Below are 17,695 nucleotides of genomic sequence, written 5' to 3'. Positions count from 1 at the left end.
GGCGGGGCTCCCGGGTGGGTCGCCTCGGGGATCAGGAGCAGCGCGAGGCGACGTAGCCGTCGCTGCCGGTGTGGACGTAGGAGTCGGAGACGTACTCGCCGCTGGCGATGTTGTCCCAGATGTTCGAGGTGCCGTACGGGCCGGCTACCGTCGTGCCCGGCGTCTGGCAGTAGATCGGCACCTTGGACCCCTCGGCCAGGACCCGCACGACGCTGTAGCCCGTACCGGGGCCGCTGCGGACGTTCAGCCGGACGCCCGGGGCGATCGGGTAGTAGGTGACGGCCGCTGCGGCAGCCGTGACGCCGGCCTCCGACACGCCGACGCTCTCGGCCTCTTCCACGCGGTCAACAGACATGCGAAACCTCCCCCGTTGCACCCCATGACTGCCATGGGGTCACCTTCATTCCCCTAAAACACGCCATGAAACACATGTGCGTGATTCGTACGCGGAGGCTAGCAAGCCGCCTCTGTCCCGTAGAAGTCATCGACTAGGCTCCGTGCGTCGCGCGCGCGGAGAACAGCACGGGGGTGGTCCATGTCGCCACAGCGCAACACCGGGCAGGGCGCGGAAGCGGAACTTCCGGAGTACGCCGGTCACTACCGCCTGGAGTCACGGCTGGGGTCCGGTGGCATGGGTGTGGTCCATCTGGCCCGCAGCACCTCCGGGATGAAGGTCGCGGTGAAGGTCGTCCATGCCGACTACGCACGCGATCCCGAGTTCAGGGGGCGTTTCCGGCAGGAGGTCGCGGCCGCACGGAGAGTGAGCGGTGCGTTCACCGCCCCGGTGGTGGACGCCGACCCGGACGCCGAACGGCCCTGGATGGCCACCCTGTTCATCCCCGGCTCGACACTCGCCGAGCAGGTGAAGCGGAACGGTCCGATGAGCTCGGGCGAGCTGCGGCGGCTGATGGCCGGGCTCGCGGAGGCGCTGCGTGACATCCACCGGGTGGGGGTCGTGCACCGGGACCTCAAGCCGAGCAACGTCCTGCTCGCGGAGGACGGTCCGAAGGTCATCGACTTCGGGATCTCCCGGCCGAAAGACAGCGAACTGCGGACCGAGACCGGCAAGTTGATCGGGACTCCGCCCTTCATGGCACCGGAGCAGTTCCGGCGGCCGCGCGAGGTCGGGCCGGCGGCGGACATCTTCGCGCTGGGGTCGGTGATGGTGCACGCGGCGACCGGGCGCGGGCCGTTCGACTCCGACAGCCCCTATGTCGTCGCCTACCAGGTCGTGCACGACGAGCCGGACCTGACGGGCGTACCGGAGAATCTCGCGCCGCTGGTGGTGCGCTGTCTCGCCAAGGAGCCCGAGGACCGGCCGACACCGGACGAGCTGATGCGGGAACTGCGGTCGGTGGCGGCGTCGTACGACACGCAGGCGTTCATACCGGAGCAGCGGGCGGAGGGTGCGGGGACGGGCTCGGGCTCGGGCTCGGGCTCGGGTGCGCCCGGGGCCGCTTCCGGCGACGCTCCCGACGGGCGGGGCGGGCGGGACGTAAGGGCTGAACGGGCTGAACGGGCTGACGCGGCCGGCGTGTTCGCATCAGCAGGCCTCGCCGCAGCCGATGCCTCCGACGCCCCCGACGCCCCCGGCCGGGGCGGGAAGTCCTCCCGGTGGTCCGCCGGCCCCCGCCGGAGGGTGCGGCGGGCCGCGGTCGTGGCCGGCGCGCTCGGCGCGCTCGCCGGTGGCGTGTTCGCCTCGGTGCAGGTGCTGGGCGACACGCCGGCGCCGGGCGAGTCGAGCCCCCGGACCACGACGGCTGCGTTCGACGCGTGGGACGCCGCATCGGTGTCGAGGACGCAGAGCACACCCCAGTGTTCGTACGGGGCCGACGAACTGCTGTGCGGGCAGCCCGGTGTGGTGTTCGCCCTCGACCCGGCCGACGGCACCCTGTTGTGGAAGCACCCCGTCACCGACTCCCTGCGCGGCGGCCCGCCGGTGCTGGCCGGGGAGCTGGTCCAGCCGCTGGCGGACCCGGACCGGCGGTTGGAGGCGCTCGCCCCGGAGACGGGGAAGGTGAGCTGGCGGCGGGACATGCCCGAGCACACCGGGTTGCGCGTGGTGGGCGGCACGCTCCTGTTCAGCGGGGCCGACGGGACGGTCATCGCCGTGGACGCGGCCTCGGGCGGGACGAAGTGGCGGCACGCGGTCACCGACCGGGGTGTGCCGTACTTCTCCTCCTTCCCCGGCGACCCGCTGGCCTACGCGACGAACATCTCCGACGCGGGGACGACCGAGGTCACCGCGGTGGACCCGGACTCGGGACAGGTGCGGTGGAGCGCGCGGCTGAAGGGCTCGCTGGAGGCGGTCGGCAGCCATGACGGGGAGGTCTTCTTCCTCTCCGCCGACCGGACGACCGCGAACACCGAGGCCGTGGTGCGCTACGACCCGGAGAGCCGGGAGACGCGCCGCGTGGCGCTGCCCGTGCCGCGGCAGGCCCCGGCGGCCACCGTGCACGGCGACGTCGTCTACCTGATGTCCACCGCCGGGGCGCTGGAGGCCGTCGACACGGCGGCGGGAAAGCGGCTGTGGAGTCTGGAGACGGGCCTGTTCCGCGGCTCGCGGCCGGCCGTCGGCGACGGGCATGTCTACGTCACCGGCGCGGACGGACGGCTCCTCGGCGTGGACGCCCGCAGCGGAAAGCTGCTCGGGCAGACGCAGGCGCGGCTCGGCAAGAACTCCGACCGGGTGGCGGCCTCGCTGCCGGCGCCGCTGCCGGTCGACGGCCGGGTCTACGCCGGCGCTCCCGACGGGAGTGTGTTCGCGGTGGACGGGCGGGACCCCGCGAGCTGGTAGGACACCTCGGCACGGAACACACGAAGGGGCCGCCTCCGGGGAGGCGGCCCTTCGTCCACAGGCTGTTGACCGACGATCGATGTCGGCGATCGGTGATCGGTGATCGGTGATCCGAGATCCGAGATCAGCCCAGCTTGGACACGTCCCGCACCGCGCCCTTGTCGGCGCTGGTGGCCATCGCGGCGTAGGCGCGCAGCGCGGCGGAGACCTTGCGCTCCCGGCCCGACGGGGCGTACACCCCGTTCAACGCCTGCTCACGGCGGGCGAGTTCCGCGTCGTCGACGAGCAACTCGATCGAGCGACCCGGGATGTCGATACGGATGCGGTCGCCGTCCTGGACGAGGGCGATGGTGCCGCCGGAGGCCGCCTCGGGGGACGCGTGGCCGATGGACAGGCCCGAGGTGCCGCCGGAGAAGCGGCCGTCGGTGATCAGCGCGCAGGTCTTGCCGAGGCCGCGGCCCTTGAGGAAGGACGTCGGGTAGAGCATCTCCTGCATACCGGGGCCGCCCTTGGGGCCCTCGTAGCGGATGACGACGACGTCGCCGTGGGTGACCTGCTTGTTGAGGATCTTCTCGACGGCCTCCTCCTGCGACTCGCAGACGACCGCGGGGCCCTCGAAGGTCCAGATCGACTCGTCGACGCCGGCCGTCTTGACGACACAGCCGTCGACGGCGAGGTTGCCGCGCAGGACCGCGAGGCCGCCGTCCTTGGAGTAGGCGTGCTCGGCGGAGCGGATGCAGCCGCCCTCGGCGTCGTCGTCGAGGGCCTCCCAGCGCTCGGACTGGGAGAAGGCCTCGGCGGAGCGGACGCAGCCGGGCGCCGCGTGCCACAGTTCCACGGCCTCGGCGGACGGGGAGCCGCCGCGCACGTCCCAGGTCTTCATCCAGTCCGCCAGGGACGGGCTGTGGACGGCGTGCACGTCCTCGTTGAGCAGACCCGCGCGGTGCAGTTCGCCGAGGAGGGCGGGGATGCCGCCGGCGCGGTGCACGTCCTCCATGTAGTACGTGCGGTTCTTGGCGACGTTGGGCGCGACCTTCGCCAGGCACGGCACGCGGCGCGAGACGGCGTCGATCTCCTCCAGGCCGAACGGGACGCCCGCCTCCTGGGCGGCGGCCAGCAGGTGCAGGATCGTGTTGGTGGAGCCGCCCATCGCGATGTCCAGCGCCATGGCGTTCTCGAACGCGGCGAAGGTCGCGACGTTGAGCGGCAGCACCGTCTCGTCGTCCTGCTCGTAGTAGCGGCGGGTGATGTCCATGACCGTGCGCGCGGCGTCGACGTAGAGCTGCTTGCGCGCGGTGTGGGTGGCGAGGACCGAGCCGTTGCCGGGGAGGGAGAGGCCGATGGCCTCGGTCAGGCAGTTCATCGAGTTGGCGGTGAACATGCCGGAACAGGAGCCGCAGGTCGGACAGGCGTTCTCCTCGATGCGGAGGATGTCCTCGTCCGAGATCTTGTCGTTCACGGCGTCGGAGATCGCGTCGACCAGGTCGAGGGTGCGGACCGTGCCGTCGACGAGCGTGGCGCGGCCGGACTCCATGGGGCCGCCGGAGACGAAGACCGTCGGGATGTTCAGCCGCAGGGCGGCCATGAGCATGCCCGGGGTGATCTTGTCGCAGTTGGAGATGCAGACCAGGGCGTCGGCGCAGTGGGCCTCGACCATGTACTCGACCGAGTCGGCGATCAGGTCGCGGGAGGGCAGGCTGTAGAGCATGCCGCCGTGGCCCATGGCGATGCCGTCGTCGACGGCGATCGTGTTGAACTCGCGCGGGATGCCGCCGGCCTCGGTGATCGCCTCGCTGACGATCCGGCCGACCGGCTGGAGATGGGTGTGGCCGGGCACGAACTCGGTGAAGCTGTTGGCCACCGCGATGATCGGCTTCCGGCCGATGTCCGCACCGGGTACACCGGAGGCGCGCATAAGGGCGCGGGCGCCCGCCATGTTGCGGCCGTGGGTGACTGTGCGGGACCTCAGCTCGGGCATCGTCGCTCGCTCCTTGAGACTGATAGGGCTGCTATCTGACAGATAGGGCTGCTATTGAGCGTACGCCGGTCATCCAGGGTGCGGGACGAGGTGTCCGGAATGCGGGATGCGCATCTCGGTGTCAGGGCGCGGTCAGGTGTCCCTGCACGACGGGTGCGACCCGCGCGATGATCAGTTCGACGTCCGCCGAGGCGAGCGGCTCCACCTTGATCACGTACCGCAGCATCGCGCACCCGACGAGCTGCGCGGCCGCCAGTTCGGCGCGCAGTTCGGCGTCCGGCAGGTCGACCTGGGCGGCGACCCGGCGCAGCACCTGGGAGACGACCAGCCGCCGGAAGACGGCCGCCGCGGTGTCGTTGCTGACGGCCGAGCGCACGATCGCGAGGAGGGGCGCGCGCGTGGCGGGGTTCTCCCAGACGCCGAGGACGAACCGGGCCATCCGCTCCCCCACGCCGTCCAGCGGACCTTCGGCGATCGCCGTGGGCGCCTCGAACGCGGGTGCGAAGGCGACCTCGATCGCCGCCTCGAAGATCTGCTCCTTGGTGCCGAAGTAGTGGTGGACGAGCGCCGAGTCCACCCCGGCCGCCTTGGCGATCCCGCGCACGGACGTCTTCTCGTACCCCCGCTCGGAGAACTCCTCCCGCGCGGCGGCCAGGATGCGGTCGCGGGTGTCGGCCGCTTCGGTACGAGGGGGGCGACCGCGTCTGCGGGCGGACTCGCCGGTGCCGGCCGCCGCCGTACGAGGGGGTCGGCCGCGGCGCCGGGAGGTCCCGTCGGATTCGCTCACGGCCGGGGCACCTTCGCCGCCGACGCCAGGTGCAGCCGGGTGAACGCCAGGGCCTCCGCGAGGTCGGCCTCCCGTTCGGCACCGGACATGGCGCGCCGGGTGTTGACCTCGATGACGACATGGCCGTCGAAGCCGCTCAGCGCCAACCGCTCCAGCAGCTCGGCGCAGGGCTGTCCGCCGCGGCCGGGGACCAGGTGCTCGTCCTTGGCCGAGCCGTTGCCGTCGGCGAGGTGGACGTGGCCGAGGCGGTCGCCCATGCGGTCGACCATCTGGAGCGCGTCGGTGCGGGCGGTGGAGGCGTGGCTGAGGTCGATCGTGAAGTGCCGGTAGTCGTCCTTGGTGACGTCCCAGTCGGGGGCGTAGGCGAGCATCTCGCGGTCGCGGTAGCGCCAGGGGTACATGTTCTCGACGGCGAAGCGCACGTCCGTCTCGTGCGCCATCCGCCAGATGCCCTGGACGAAGTCCCGCGCGTACTGGCGCTGCCAGCGGAAGGGCGGGTGCACGACGACGGTGCTCGCGCCGAGCTTCTCGGCGGCGGAGCGGGCCCGCTGGAGCTTCACCCAGGGGTCGGTGGACCAGACCCGCTGGGTGATGAGCAGACACGGGGCGTGCACGGCGAGGATCGGCACGCCGTGGTAGTCGCTGAGCCTGCGCAGCGCCTCGATGTCCTGGCTGACGGGGTCGTTCCACACCATGACCTCGACGCCGTCGTATCCGAGGCGCGCGGCGATCTCGAAGGCCGTCGCCGTCGGCTCCGGGTACACGGACGCCGTCGACAGGGCGACCTTCGCGTCCGGGATCCGTACGACTGGCTCTGCCATGGGGGACAGGTTACGGGGTGCGGTCGGCTGAGTGCCGGGCGCCTGTTCGCCGTTGTGGGGTACGCCACGGGCGGGTGCGGGCCGCAGGCGGTCGCTCGCGCCGTTCCCCGCGCCCTGACCGTTGCTAGGCGGTACCCATGTGGTCCAGGCGCCGGAGGATCACTCCCTCCCGCAGTGCCCAGGGGCAGATCTCCACCGTCTCGACGCCGAACAGGTCCATCGTGCCCTCGGCCACCAGGGCGCCGGCCAGAAGCTGGTTGGCCCGGCCCTCGGAGACTCCGGGGAGTTCCGCGCGCTGGGCGTAGGTCATGCCGGCCAGGCGGGGCACCCAGGCCTCCAGGGACTCGCGCTTGAGTTCGCGCTGGACGTAGAGGCCCTCGGTGGAGCGGGCGGCTCCGGCGATGCGGGCGAGCTGGCGGAACGTCTTGGAGGTGGCGACGACGTGGTCGGGGGCGCCGAAGCGGCTGAACTCGCCGACCGTCCGGGCGATCTGTGCCCGCACGTGCCGGCGCAGGGTCCTTATGTCCTCGGGGGCGGGCGGGTCGCCGGGCAGCCAGCCCGCGGTGAGGCGGCCGGCGCCGAGCGGCAGGGAGGCGGCCGCGTCGGGCTCCTCGTCGATGCCGTAGGCGATCTCCAGGGAGCCGCCGCCGATGTCCAGGACGAGCAGCTTGCCGGCCGACCAGCCGAACCAGCGGCGGGCGGCGAGGAAGGTCAGCCGGGCCTCCTCGGAGCCGGTGAGGACCTGGAGCTCGACGCCGGTCTCGGTCTGCACGCGCGCGAGGACGTCGTCGGCGTTGGTGGCCTCGCGCACGGCGGAGGTCGCGAACGGCAGGAGGTCCTCGACACCCTTGTCCTCGGCGGCCTGGAGCGCCTCGTGGACGACCGTGATCAGTTTGTCGACGCCTTCGGGGCCGATGGCGCCGTCCTCGTCGAGCAGTTGGGCGAGGCGCAGTTCGGCCTTGTGCGAGTGCGCGGGCAGCGGGCGCGCGCCGGGATGTGCATCCACCACCAGCAGATGCACCGTGTTCGATCCCACGTCGAGGACACCGAGTCTCATGTAGGGAACGCTACTGCCAGTGAGGCCATGGGCCGTCCCCGAAGCGGCCTTCGGCGACTTACCCTGGACGGGTGCCAAAGACGAAAAAGGCGAAGACCGACAAAACAACCGGCGGCCCTTCGCGGGCGAACCCGGTGACGGCAGCGTCGGACGAGAAGGGGCTCGACTTCGCGCGCGCGTGGGTGGAGTTCCCGGATCCGGCGGACGACGAGCAGGTCTTCCGGTGTGATCTGACATGGCTGACCTCTCGCTGGAACTGCGTCTTCGGCAGTGGCTGCCAGGGCATCCAGGCCGGCCGCGCGGACGACGGGTGCTGCACGCTGGGCGCCCACTTCTCCGACGAGGACGACGAGCAGCGGGTCGCCGGGCATGTGGCGCGGCTCACTCCGGACATCTGGCAGCACCATGCCGAGGGGCTGCTGAACGGCTGGGTGGCGGAGGACGAGGACGGGGACCGTCAGACACGCCCCTACCAGGGCTCCTGCATCTTCCAGAACCGTCCCGGCTTCGCCGGCGGCGCGGGCTGCTCGCTGCACATCCTGGCGCTCAAGGAGGGCCGCGAGCCCCTGGAGACCAAGCCGGACGTCTGCTGGCAGCTTCCGGTGCGGCGGACGTACGACTGGATCGACCGGCCGGACGACACGCGCGTGCTCCAGGTGTCGATCGGCGAGTACGACCGCCGCGGCTGGGGTCCCGGCGGCCACGATCTGCACTGGTGGTGCACGTCGGCGACCTCGGCGCACGGTGCGGGCGACCCGGTGTACGTGTCGTACCGGGCGGAGCTGACGGAGCTGATGGGCAAGGCCGGCTACGACCGTCTCGTCGAGCTGTGCGAGGAGCGTCTGGCCTCGCGGCTTCCCTTGCTGGCACCGCATCCGGCGGATCCCGTCGACTGACACCCCCTAGGGGGTGGTGGGGCTCGTGGTGCCTCCGTCGGCCGGTGGTGCGGTCGAGCCCTCCGGGGCGGTCGGGGAGTCGCTGGGGGTGGGCTGCGGGTCGGTGGTGGGCGGGGGGTCGCTCGGGGTGGGGTCCGGCGCGGGCGGAACGGGAGGATCCGGGTCCGGGCGGGAGGTCGGCGGGGCCGGGTCGGCCGGGGTGCCCGGGCCGGTGCCCTCGCCCGTGCCGGGGGCGGGGCCGGACGCGGTGCCGTAGCCCTCGATGGTGACCACGGCGCCCGCCGGAGCGATCGCCACGCGCGCGTGCCAGTGTCCGGACGGTTCGCGCAGGGGGTCGACGTACGCCTTGATCGTCACCGACTCACTGGGGTGCAGGGTGCCGGTGGCGCGGCTCAGGTAGATCCAGGAGGCTCCGGTGGAGGCGGACCAGCGGACCGGGCCGTCGGCGTCCCGGGCGGCGGTGAGGGTGATCAGCGTGGTGTCGCCGCTGGTGACGGCGCTCACGGTCAGTCGTCTCGCGTCGTTCGCGCCGATCCCGGCGACACTGACGACCTCCACGGACACGTCCGGCTTGGGACCCTTGCCGAAGCCGGTGGCGGGCCTGGTGCTGGCGTTCCCCGCGTTCTCGTAGCCGCTCGCCCCCTCGCCGTCCAGGTTTCCGGGGCCGTGCGCCTCGCCGGCACTGGCCGAGCGGCCGTCGGCGTCCTCGGCGGGGGTGCTCCGGTAGGCCGCCCACAGGGCGAGCACCGGGGCCGCGACGACGGTGGCGACGACGGTGGTCGTGACGGCACGCGCGCGGAGACGGTCGCGACGGGCGGCGCGGTCCTTGGGGTCCATCGGGAAGCCGCGCCGGTCGAACCGGGGCGCGGCGGCCCCCCGCGCGCGGGTGACGTGCGCCATGGCGAGGCGCAGGGCCGGGCGGGGCGCTTCCAGGACGGGCAGTTCGGCGGGGGTGACCCCGGCGCCCGGCCAGCGGCCGGGGACGGCGCGCTCGGCGGCCCGGCGGCAGCGGGGGCAGTCGTCGACGTGCCGGACGAGCTCGCGGCGCAGGGCGGCGCTGAGGACGAGCTGGTGCTCGCCGGTGAGGCGGGCCACTCCGGGGCAGCCGCCGGTCTCCACCACGGCGAGGGCCGCGCGGGTGCGCTCGACCTCGCAGGCGGCCGAGGCGAGCAGCTCACGGGCGGCGGCGTGGTCCATGCCGAGGACGGCGGCGACCTCGTGGGCGGCGAGGTGGTGGCGTACGGCGAGTTCGAGCGCCTCGCGCTGCTCGGGGGTGGTGCCGGCCGCCTCCGGCCAGGCCAGCAGGGCGAGTTCGCGGCGCCGCTCCTCCTGGAGCCCGTCGGGTGCGGCGGGAGTGTCCGCGTCGGGGGCACCGGACGGTGCACCGGGCTGTGCGCCGGCCGGTGCGCCGGGGTGCGCGCCGGCCGGTGCGCCGGGGTGCGCGCCGGACGGGTGACGGACTGCGGTGCGCCCGGCCGCATGGGTGCCCTGACGCTTCTGTCTGGCCTCGGCCAGCTTGCGCAGGCACGCCCAGCGGGCCAGTGCGTACAGCCAGGCTCTGCGTTCCCCGGCCTCCGGGATGCGCTGCCCACGCCGCTCGGCGAGAGCGAGGACGTCCCCGAGGGCGGCGGTGGCCGCGTCGTGGTCGCACAGCGCCGACAGGCAGTAGGTGAACAGTCCGTCCAGATACGGCTCGTAGCGTGCGGGCGGGCGCTGCGCGAGCGTGCGCCCCGCGGCGCGGTCGCGCGCCTCCCGGTGCGCCCGGTGTGCGCCGGTCGTGCGGGTCGAGATCTCGGGGCTGCTGCTCATCACCCGTGGACCGTAGGCGGCGCGGAACGGGCTCTTCTTGTCCCTTGAGTCCTTTTAATCCGTACGGGTGAAACGATCCCTCATAAGGGGACAGGAAGGGGGGGTTCCGTGGCTCGTTCGTGATGGGGGGTGGCCGGATCACAGGGGGTGTCCGGATTCTCCGCAGGTGTCCCGGCGCGGGGGACGGCCGGTTGTCCACAGGCCGGCCCGGCTGTCGGTGGTGGCGGTTACGGTTTCCCCATGGCTGCCCGTACCAAGACCACCAAGGACCGCCCGTCCTACCGCTGCACGGAGTGCGGCTGGCAGACGGCCAAGTGGCTCGGCCGCTGCCCCGAGTGCCAGGCCTGGGGCACGATCGAGGAGTACGGCACGCCCGCGGTCCGTACGACGGCACCGGGACGTGTCACCACCTCCGCCGTGCCCATCGGCCAGGTCGACGGCCGTCAGGCCGCCGCCCGTACGACCGGCGTGCCCGAGCTGGACCGCGTGCTCGGCGGTGGTCTGGTGCCCGGCGCGGTGGTGCTGCTCGCGGGCGAGCCCGGCGTCGGCAAGTCGACGCTGCTGCTGGACGTGGCGGCCAAGTCGGCGAGTGACGAACACCGCACCCTGTACGTGACGGGTGAGGAGTCCGCGAGCCAGGTCCGGCTGCGCGCCGACCGGATCAACGCCATCGACGACCACCTCTATCTGGCCGCCGAGACCGATCTGGCCGCCGTCCTCGGCCACTTGGACGCGGTCAAGCCGTCCCTGCTGATCCTCGACTCGGTACAGACGGTCGCCTCCCCCGAGATCGACGGGGCACCGGGCGGCATGGCCCAGGTGCGCGAGGTCGCCGGCGCCCTGATCCGCGCCTCGAAGGAACGCGGCATGTCCACGCTGCTGGTGGGCCATGTCACGAAGGACGGCGCGATCGCGGGCCCCCGTCTCCTGGAGCACCTGGTGGACGTCGTCCTGCACTTCGAGGGCGACCGGCACGCGCGCCTGCGCCTGGTGCGCGGCGTGAAGAACCGCTACGGCGCGACGGACGAGGTCGGCTGCTTCGAACTGCACGACGAGGGCATCACGGGCCTCGCCGACCCCAGTGGACTTTTCCTGACCAGACGTGACGAACCGGTCCCCGGTACCTGCCTGACCGTCACCCTGGAGGGCCGCCGCCCGCTGGTCGCCGAGGTGCAGGCGCTCACCGTGGACTCCCAGATCCCCTCGCCCCGGCGCACCACCTCCGGCCTGGAGACCTCCCGGGTCTCGATGATGCTGGCGGTGCTGGAGCAGCGCGGCCGGATCAGCGCGCTCGGCAAGCGGGACATCTACTCGGCGACGGTCGGCGGGGTGAAGCTCTCCGAACCGGCGGCGGACCTGGCGATCGCCCTGGCACTGGCCTCCGCCGCGAGCGACACCCCCCTGCCGAAGAACCTGGTCGCGATCGGCGAGGTCGGTCTCGCGGGCGAGGTCAGACGGGTCACGGGCGTCCAGCGCAGACTGTCCGAGGCCCACCGGCTGGGCTTCACGCACGCGCTCGTACCGGGCGATCCCGGCAGGATCCCGCCCGGTATGAAGGTGCTCGAAGTCGCCGACATGGGGGACGCGCTGCGGGTCCTGCCGAGGTCCCGTCGCCGAGAGGCCCCACAGGAGGCGGAGGACCGCCGGTAGACTTTGCCCTGGTCTCGCCCGTCCGTACGAACCGAGTACGCGAACGGGAGCGCCTGAAGAACCTGCGACCGGAGGAGTGCAGTGGCAGCCAACGACCGGGCGGCAGCTCCCGGAAAGTCCGGTGGGAGTTCCCGTGCCGAGAGCCTCATGCGTGCCGCGCTGAGCGCGGTGGCTCCGGGCACGGCCCTGCGCGACGGGCTCGAGCGGGTGCTCCGCGGCAACACCGGCGGGCTCATCGTGCTCGGCTCCGACAAGACCGTCGAGACGATGTGTACGGGCGGGTTCGTCCTGGACGTCGAGTTCACCGCCACCCGGCTGCGGGAGCTGTGCAAGCTCGACGGCGGCATCGTGGTCTCCTCCGACCTGTCCAAGATCCTGCGGGCCGGCGTCCAGCTGGTCCCGGACCCCACGATCCCCACCGAGGAGACGGGCACCCGGCACCGCACGGCGGACCGCGTCTCCAAGCAGGTCGGCTTCCCGGTCGTCTCGGTCTCCCAGTCGATGCGGCTCATCGCCCTGTACGTCGACGGCCAGCGCCGCGTGCTGGAGGACTCGGCCGCGATCCTGTCCCGCGCCAACCAGGCCCTCGCCACCCTGGAGCGCTACAAGCTCCGGCTGGACGAGGTCGCGGGCACGCTGTCGGCGCTGGAGATCGAGGACCTGGTGACGGTCCGGGACGTCTCCGCGGTGGCCCAGCGCCTGGAGATGGTGCGCCGTATCGCCACCGAGATCGCCGAGTACGTGGTCGAACTGGGCACCGACGGCCGTCTGCTGGCGCTCCAGCTCGACGAGCTGATCGCGGGCGTGGAGCCGGAGCGCGAGCTGGTGGTCCGGGACTACGTGCCCGAGCCCACCGCCAAGCGCTCCCGTACGGTCGACGAGGCGCTGTCCGAGCTGGACGCCCTCACCCACGCCGAGCTGCTCGAACTGTCCACGGTGGCCCGCGCGTTGGGCTACACCGGTTCCCCCGAGGCACTCGACTCGGCGGTCTCCCCGCGCGGTTTCCGCCTCCTCGCCAAGGTCCCCCGGCTGCCCGGCGCCATCATCGACCGCCTGGTGGAGCACTTCGGCGGCCTGCAGAAACTCCTCGCCGCCAGTGTCGACGACCTCCAGACGGTCGACGGCGTGGGCGAGGCCCGGGCCCGCAGCGTCCGCGAGGGCCTGTCGAGGCTGGCGGAGTCGTCGATCCTGGAGCGCTACGTCTGACGGCGACCGCCGGCCGTCGGAGGGTGGCCGTTCCGAGCGGCGGCGCCCCGTCCTCCTCGGTTCCTAGTGCCGCGGCAGGCAACGTTTGCCCGTCAAGGAGCGGCGTCCGGTGCGTGCTCTCGGCGTGCCGGCCGGAAGTCCTCGTACTGGACGTACTTGGGCTTTCGGCCGGTGCGGCGAGAGTGCGTGCCGGGCGTCGCGACGGGGCGAACGTTGCCTGCCGCGGCACTAGTCGGCCGCGAGCACGAACGACGTCTGTGCCGTGGCGAACCCCGGGGCCTTCGCCTCCACCAGATACGTCCCCGCCCCGGCCGCCCCCGCCGCAGGCGTCGCGCACTCGGCGGCACTCGGCTTGCGGTCCCACTTCAGCGTGTAGGTGAAGTTCCCGCCGGCCGGCACCCGGTACAGCACGCTCCCGGACACCTTCGGGCAGTCGGCCGACGACCAGTAGTCGTCCTCGCTGCCCGCCTGCGTGATCGTCAGCACCGCCGTCTTCGGCCCGAGGTCGACCTTGCAGTCGCTGCCGGAGGAGTTCTGCGCCACGAGCTGGAACGTGGGCGTCTCATCGGGAGAGTAGGAGTTCCGCACACTGCGCAGGGTCAACCTGACCACGCTGGCGGTGCAGTTGGGCAGTGTCGTACCGGCCGGGAGGGTCGTGCTCGAACCGCTGCCGTTGGCCCCGTCGTCCGTGCCGCCGCCCCCCGTGCCCGAGCCGGAGCCGTCGGCCCCGGAGCCGGTGGACCCGGAGCCGTCGCCGCCCGAACCGGTGTCCGAGCCGGACCCGGAGCCGGAGTCCGAGCCCTCGGTGGCGCCCTCGCTCGACTCGTCACGCCCGCCCGGCGCCTGACTGATCGCGGGCCCCGAACCGGACGGCCCCGGCGTGATCGAGGACGCGGGATTCTTTCCGCCGGACCCCTTCGCGTCGTTGGCGCCGCCACCCCCGTCAGAGGTGACGATCCAGGTGACGAGCAGCGCCAACAGGGCGATCACAGACAGCAGTACGACCCTCCGGCGCCAGTAGATGGAGGAGGGAAGCGGCCCGATCGGATTGCGCAGAGATCCCACGGCGCAAACTGTACGAGAGATCACCGCGTTAACCGGCGCCACCCGCCGCCCGGAGTACAACTTTTCCGGATCATCATCCCGGACTCCGTATCCCTGCCCCCGACTTCACCCTGCGCACAGCCCCCTCCCCCGGCGCTTTGCGGGGGCATCGCTCGCACCTCTGGCCACGACCGGGGCGCGCGGCACAGGGCCACGCTCCCGGCCGGCCACCCGGACGAGTGGCGATACGCACGCGTGCCCCATCGCCCATGGCAGGATCGGAAGGGCCATGACTGCGCCCACGAAACCCCCGCACCGCAGCCCCGCCGACGACACCGCCGGCGCGGACCTGCACTCCCCCGTCATCGACTGGTTCGAGGACAACGCCCGCGACCTGCCCTGGCGGCACCCCGAGGCCGGTGCGTGGGGTGTGATGGTCAGCGAGTTCATGCTCCAGCAGACGCCGGTCAGCCGCGTCCTGCCGGTCTACGAGCAGTGGCTCGCCCGCTGGCCGCGCCCCGCCGACCTGGCCGCGGAGGCCCCCGGCGAGGCCGTACGCGCGTGGGGACGGCTCGGCTACCCGCGCCGCGCCCTGCGGCTGCACGGAGCGGCGGTGGCCATAACGGAACGGCACGGGGGCGACGTACCGGCGGACCACGGCCAGCTGCTCGCGCTGCCCGGCATCGGCGAGTACACGGCCGCCGCGGTCGCCTCCTTCGCGTACGGGCAGCGGCACGCCGTGCTGGACACCAACGTCCGCCGGGTCTTCGCCCGGGCCGTCACCGGGGTGCGGTACCCGCCGAACGCCACCACGGCCGCCGAGCGCAAGCTGGCCCGCGCCCTGCTGCCCGAGGACGAGCGGACCGCCGCCCGCTGGGCCGCCGCGTCCATGGAGCTGGGCGCGCTGGTGTGCACGGCGAAGAACGAGACCTGTGTGCGCTGCCCGATCGCCGCGCAGTGCGCGTGGCGGCTCGCGGGCAAGCCGGAGCACGAGGGTCCGCCGCGCCGCGGACAGACGTACGCCGGTACGGACCGGCAGGTGCGCGGCAAGCTGCTCGCCGTGCTGCGGGAGGCGCACGCGCCCGTGCCACAGGCGGCGCTGGACCGGGTGTGGCACGAGCCGGTGCAGCGCGCGCGGGCCCTGGACGGGCTCGTGGCGGACGGACTGGTGGAGCCGCTGCCGGACGGTCTGTACCGTCTGCCGCTCACCTGACGCACGGTCATTTCACAGACAACGGGCTTCGTCACAGGCCTCACCCGGCGTCTGTCACATCCAGCGGCCGGATAAATCGGCACATAAACCCACTCTTCGGCCCGCCACGTTACCCAGAACCCTGTTCCGTTACACAACCGACGGACAGCCGCGCGCTAGCCGCAGGCTGCTCCGCACAGCCCCGTGACAACAGCTCCGTAGCTTCGTTTGCGTGCCCACCGAGGGCACGACGGCGACAGACCACGCGGAGATCCGGCGGATCACCGCGAGCCGCAAACGGGGTAGACGGAGGGGTTGACCATGGCGCAGGGCGAGGTGCTCGAGTTCGAGGAGTACGTCCGCACCCGACAGGACGCACTGCTGCGCAGCGCCCGCCGGCTGGTCCCGGACCCGGTCGACGCGCAGGACCTGCTGCAGACGGCGCTGGCCCGGACGTACGGCCGCTGGGAGGGCATCGCGGACAAGCGGCTCGCGGACGCCTATCTGCGCCGGGTCATGATCAACACCCGGACGGAGTGGTGGCGGGCCCGCAAGCTGGAGGAAGTCCCCACCGAGCAGCTCCCGGACGCCTGCATCGACGACTCCACCGAACAGCATGCGGACCGCGCCCTGCTGATGGACGCGATGAAGGTGCTCGCTCCGAAGCAGCGAAGCGTCGTCGTGCTGCGACACTGGGAGCAGATGTCCACGGAGGAGACGGCCGCCGCCCTCGGCATGTCCGCGGGAACGGTCAAGAGCACGCTGCACCGGGCGCTCGCCCGGCTCCGCGAGGAGCTGGAAGCCCGCGATCTGGACGCACGCGCGCTGGAGCGTGAGGAGCGGGAGCGTTGCGCGGCGGCCTGACCGAGGCCGGGCCGACACCGGCCCAGGCAGGGCCCACAGCGGCCCGAGGCACCTTCCAGGCGGCGATCACGGCGGTGACCGTGCTCGCCGCCCTCGCCCTTTTCGTGTCCGCGTGCGCCACCGGCGGCACCGGCACCCGTGACGAGGGCCCCGCGCACGCGGACGCGGTGGCCGGCGCCGCGACGATGACCCCCTCGGCCGCGCCCACCCGCATCCCCTCCCGGGTGGACGCGGTCCAGCTCGTCAAGGCCGACCCCGAGGTCTCGGCGGAGGTCAAGGGCGAGCTGAAGCCGTGCGTCGGCGACGAGTACCCGGTCGACGTCTCCTACGGCGACCTGACCGGCGGTCCCGTCACGGACATCGTGGTGAACGTGCTGACCTGCGGCGACGCGGTCGGTGTCGGCTCGTACGTGTACCGGGAGAAGGACGGCCGGTACGAGAACGTCTTCAGGACCGAGGAGCCCCCGGTCTACGCGGAGATAGACCGCGGCGACCTGGTGGTGACCAAGCAGGTGTACGCGAAGGGCGACTCCGTCTCCAACCCGTCCGGTGAGAACGTGATCACCTACCGCTGGACCAGCGCGGAGCACTTCGTCAAGGAGTTCACCATCCACAACGAGTACAGCAGCATCGTGGACGGGGACCCGACGCCGGTGCCCGGGACCGGCTGACCTTGGATTTCGGGCGGGCTGGAAAAATCTCCGGAACCCGTGAACCGATCGGGCCGCCCGATCCGATCAATGAGTGGGCGCACCGGGAGTGAACGCTGCGGAAGCCTCCGGCGTCCCCTCAAGGGGCACCCGGACAGATGTGCGGCGCCCACCACCGACGCACCACCGACGCACCACCGAACACGAGGACTGAGAGCACCGGGATGGCAGACCAGACCCACGTCCTGTTCGTCGAGGACGACGACGTCATCCGCGAGGCCACCCAGCTCGCCCTGGAGCGGGACGGCTTCGTGGTCACCGCGATGCCCGACGGCCTGTCCGGGCTGGACGCGTTCCGGGCCGACCGCCCCGACATCGCCCTGCTGGACGTCATGGTGCCCGGCCTGGACGGGGTCAGCCTCTGCCGGCGCATCCGGGACGAGTCCACCGTGCCCGTGATCATGCTGTCGGCGCGCGCCGACTCCATCGACGTCGTCCTGGGCCTGGAGGCCGGCGCCGACGACTATGTGACCAAGCCGTTCGACGGCGCCGTCCTGGTCGCCCGGATCCGCGCGGTGCTGCGCCGCTTCGGGCACGCGGGCGGCGGGGACCGGGCCGAGGACGCCGCGCCCGCGGGCGGTGTGCTGACCTTCGGCGACCTGGAGGTCGACACCGAGGGCATGGAGGTCCGCAGGGCCGGCCGGCCGGTGGCCCTGACGCCCACCGAGATGCGGCTGCTGCTGGAGTTCTCCTCCGCGCCGGGCACGGTCCTGTCGCGGGACAAGCTCCTGGAGCGCGTCTGGGACTACGGCTGGGGCGGTGACACCCGCGTCGTGGACGTCCATGTGCAGCGGCTGCGGACGAAGATCGGCCAGGACCGCATCGAGACGGTCCGTGGCTTCGGCTACAAGTTGAAGGCATGAGCGGACGGGGGGTGTGAGGGG

15 protein-coding genes are annotated in these 17,695 nt (G+C 72.5%); 8 read left to right on the top strand and 7 right to left on the bottom strand.

All coding sequences use genetic code 11. The features are described from left to right. Positions 1-31 precede the first annotated feature (31 nt). Entirely contained in the window at positions 32-355 is a 324-nt protein-coding gene (locus AQJ64_RS30395) for an SH3 domain-containing protein (protein ID WP_055639175.1), read from the bottom strand. A gap of 180 nt (positions 356-535) precedes the next feature. Here AQJ64_RS30395 and AQJ64_RS30390 point away from each other — a divergent pair, with 180 nt between their 5' ends. Next, positions 536-2,797 (top strand): serine/threonine-protein kinase, encoded by a 2,262-nt coding sequence (locus tag AQJ64_RS30390; RefSeq protein WP_059203164.1) that lies wholly within the window; start codon positions 536-538, stop codon positions 2,795-2,797. 124 nt (positions 2,798-2,921) lie between these two features. Here the strand turns inward: AQJ64_RS30390 and ilvD are convergent, their stop codons facing one another. The 4 genes from ilvD to AQJ64_RS30370 form a co-directional block, all read right to left on the bottom strand. Continuing rightward, positions 2,922-4,775, bottom strand: coding sequence for a dihydroxy-acid dehydratase (gene ilvD, locus AQJ64_RS30385; RefSeq protein ID WP_055632176.1), 1,854 nt, complete (start codon positions 4,773-4,775; stop codon positions 2,922-2,924). 121 nt (positions 4,776-4,896) lie between these two features. Further along, on the bottom strand, positions 4,897-5,562 hold the full coding sequence (locus AQJ64_RS30380) for a TetR/AcrR family transcriptional regulator (RefSeq protein WP_055632177.1): 666 nt from the start codon (positions 5,560-5,562) through the stop codon (positions 4,897-4,899). Continuing rightward, positions 5,559-6,383 (bottom strand): sugar phosphate isomerase/epimerase family protein, encoded by an 825-nt coding sequence (locus tag AQJ64_RS30375; RefSeq protein ID WP_055632178.1) that lies wholly within the window; start codon positions 6,381-6,383, stop codon positions 5,559-5,561. Before AQJ64_RS30375 ends, AQJ64_RS30380 begins: the two co-directional genes overlap by 4 nt. A 124-nt stretch (positions 6,384-6,507) precedes the next feature. Then, entirely contained in the window at positions 6,508-7,440 is a 933-nt protein-coding gene (locus AQJ64_RS30370; RefSeq protein ID WP_055632179.1) for a Ppx/GppA family phosphatase, read from the bottom strand. 71 nt (positions 7,441-7,511) lie between these two features. Between AQJ64_RS30370 and AQJ64_RS30365 the strand changes: the two genes are divergently transcribed. After that, entirely contained in the window at positions 7,512-8,336 is an 825-nt protein-coding gene (locus AQJ64_RS30365) for a DUF3109 family protein (RefSeq protein WP_055632180.1), read from the top strand. 6 nt (positions 8,337-8,342) lie between these two features. Here AQJ64_RS30365 and AQJ64_RS30360 read toward each other — a convergent pair whose 3' ends face one another. Next, positions 8,343-10,148 carry a hypothetical protein gene (locus AQJ64_RS30360; protein ID WP_059203163.1) on the bottom strand — a complete coding sequence of 602 codons (1,806 nt, stop codon included), beginning with the start codon at positions 10,146-10,148 and terminating at the stop codon, positions 8,343-8,345. Positions 10,149-10,385: 237 nt separating this feature from the next. On the opposite strand from AQJ64_RS30360, the gene radA reads away from it, so the two are divergent. Together radA and disA are read left to right on the top strand one after the other, a co-directional pair. Beyond that, positions 10,386-11,795, top strand: coding sequence for a DNA repair protein RadA (gene radA, locus AQJ64_RS30355; protein ID WP_055631900.1), 1,410 nt, complete (start codon positions 10,386-10,388; stop codon positions 11,793-11,795). Between the two features lie 81 nt (positions 11,796-11,876). Next, positions 11,877-13,001 carry a DNA integrity scanning diadenylate cyclase DisA gene (gene disA / locus AQJ64_RS30350; protein ID WP_055631901.1) on the top strand — a complete coding sequence of 375 codons (1,125 nt, stop codon included), beginning with the start codon at positions 11,877-11,879 and terminating at the stop codon, positions 12,999-13,001. 228 nt (positions 13,002-13,229) lie between these two features. Here the strand turns inward: disA and AQJ64_RS49230 are convergent, their stop codons facing one another. After that, on the bottom strand, positions 13,230-14,066 hold the full coding sequence (locus AQJ64_RS49230) for a hypothetical protein (protein ID WP_079062033.1): 837 nt from the start codon (positions 14,064-14,066) through the stop codon (positions 13,230-13,232). Positions 14,067-14,334: 268 nt separating this feature from the next. On the opposite strand from AQJ64_RS49230, the gene AQJ64_RS30340 reads away from it, so the two are divergent. The 4 genes from AQJ64_RS30340 (at position 14,335) to cseB (ending at position 17,674) form a co-directional block, all read left to right on the top strand. Next, positions 14,335-15,258: an HhH-GPD family protein gene (locus AQJ64_RS30340; protein WP_055631903.1), complete on the top strand. Its 924-nt coding sequence runs from the start codon at positions 14,335-14,337 to the stop codon at positions 15,256-15,258. A gap of 300 nt (positions 15,259-15,558) precedes the next feature. Next, positions 15,559-16,101, top strand: coding sequence for a SigE family RNA polymerase sigma factor (locus AQJ64_RS30335; RefSeq protein ID WP_055631904.1), 543 nt, complete (start codon positions 15,559-15,561; stop codon positions 16,099-16,101). Then, positions 16,086-16,772, top strand: coding sequence for a hypothetical protein (locus AQJ64_RS30330; protein WP_055631905.1), 687 nt, complete (start codon positions 16,086-16,088; stop codon positions 16,770-16,772). The genes AQJ64_RS30335 and AQJ64_RS30330 overlap by 16 nt, the downstream gene beginning before the upstream one ends. 203 nt (positions 16,773-16,975) lie before the next feature. Further along, on the top strand, positions 16,976-17,674 hold the full coding sequence (cseB, locus tag AQJ64_RS30325) for a two-component system response regulator CseB (protein WP_055631906.1): 699 nt from the start codon (positions 16,976-16,978) through the stop codon (positions 17,672-17,674). Positions 17,675-17,695 lie beyond the last annotated feature (21 nt).

Source organism: Streptomyces griseoruber, from assembly GCF_001514205.1.
Taxonomy (GTDB): Bacteria; Actinomycetota; Actinomycetes; order Streptomycetales; family Streptomycetaceae; genus Streptomyces; species Streptomyces griseoruber.
This window is presented reverse-complemented; position numbering and strand designations above follow the sequence as displayed.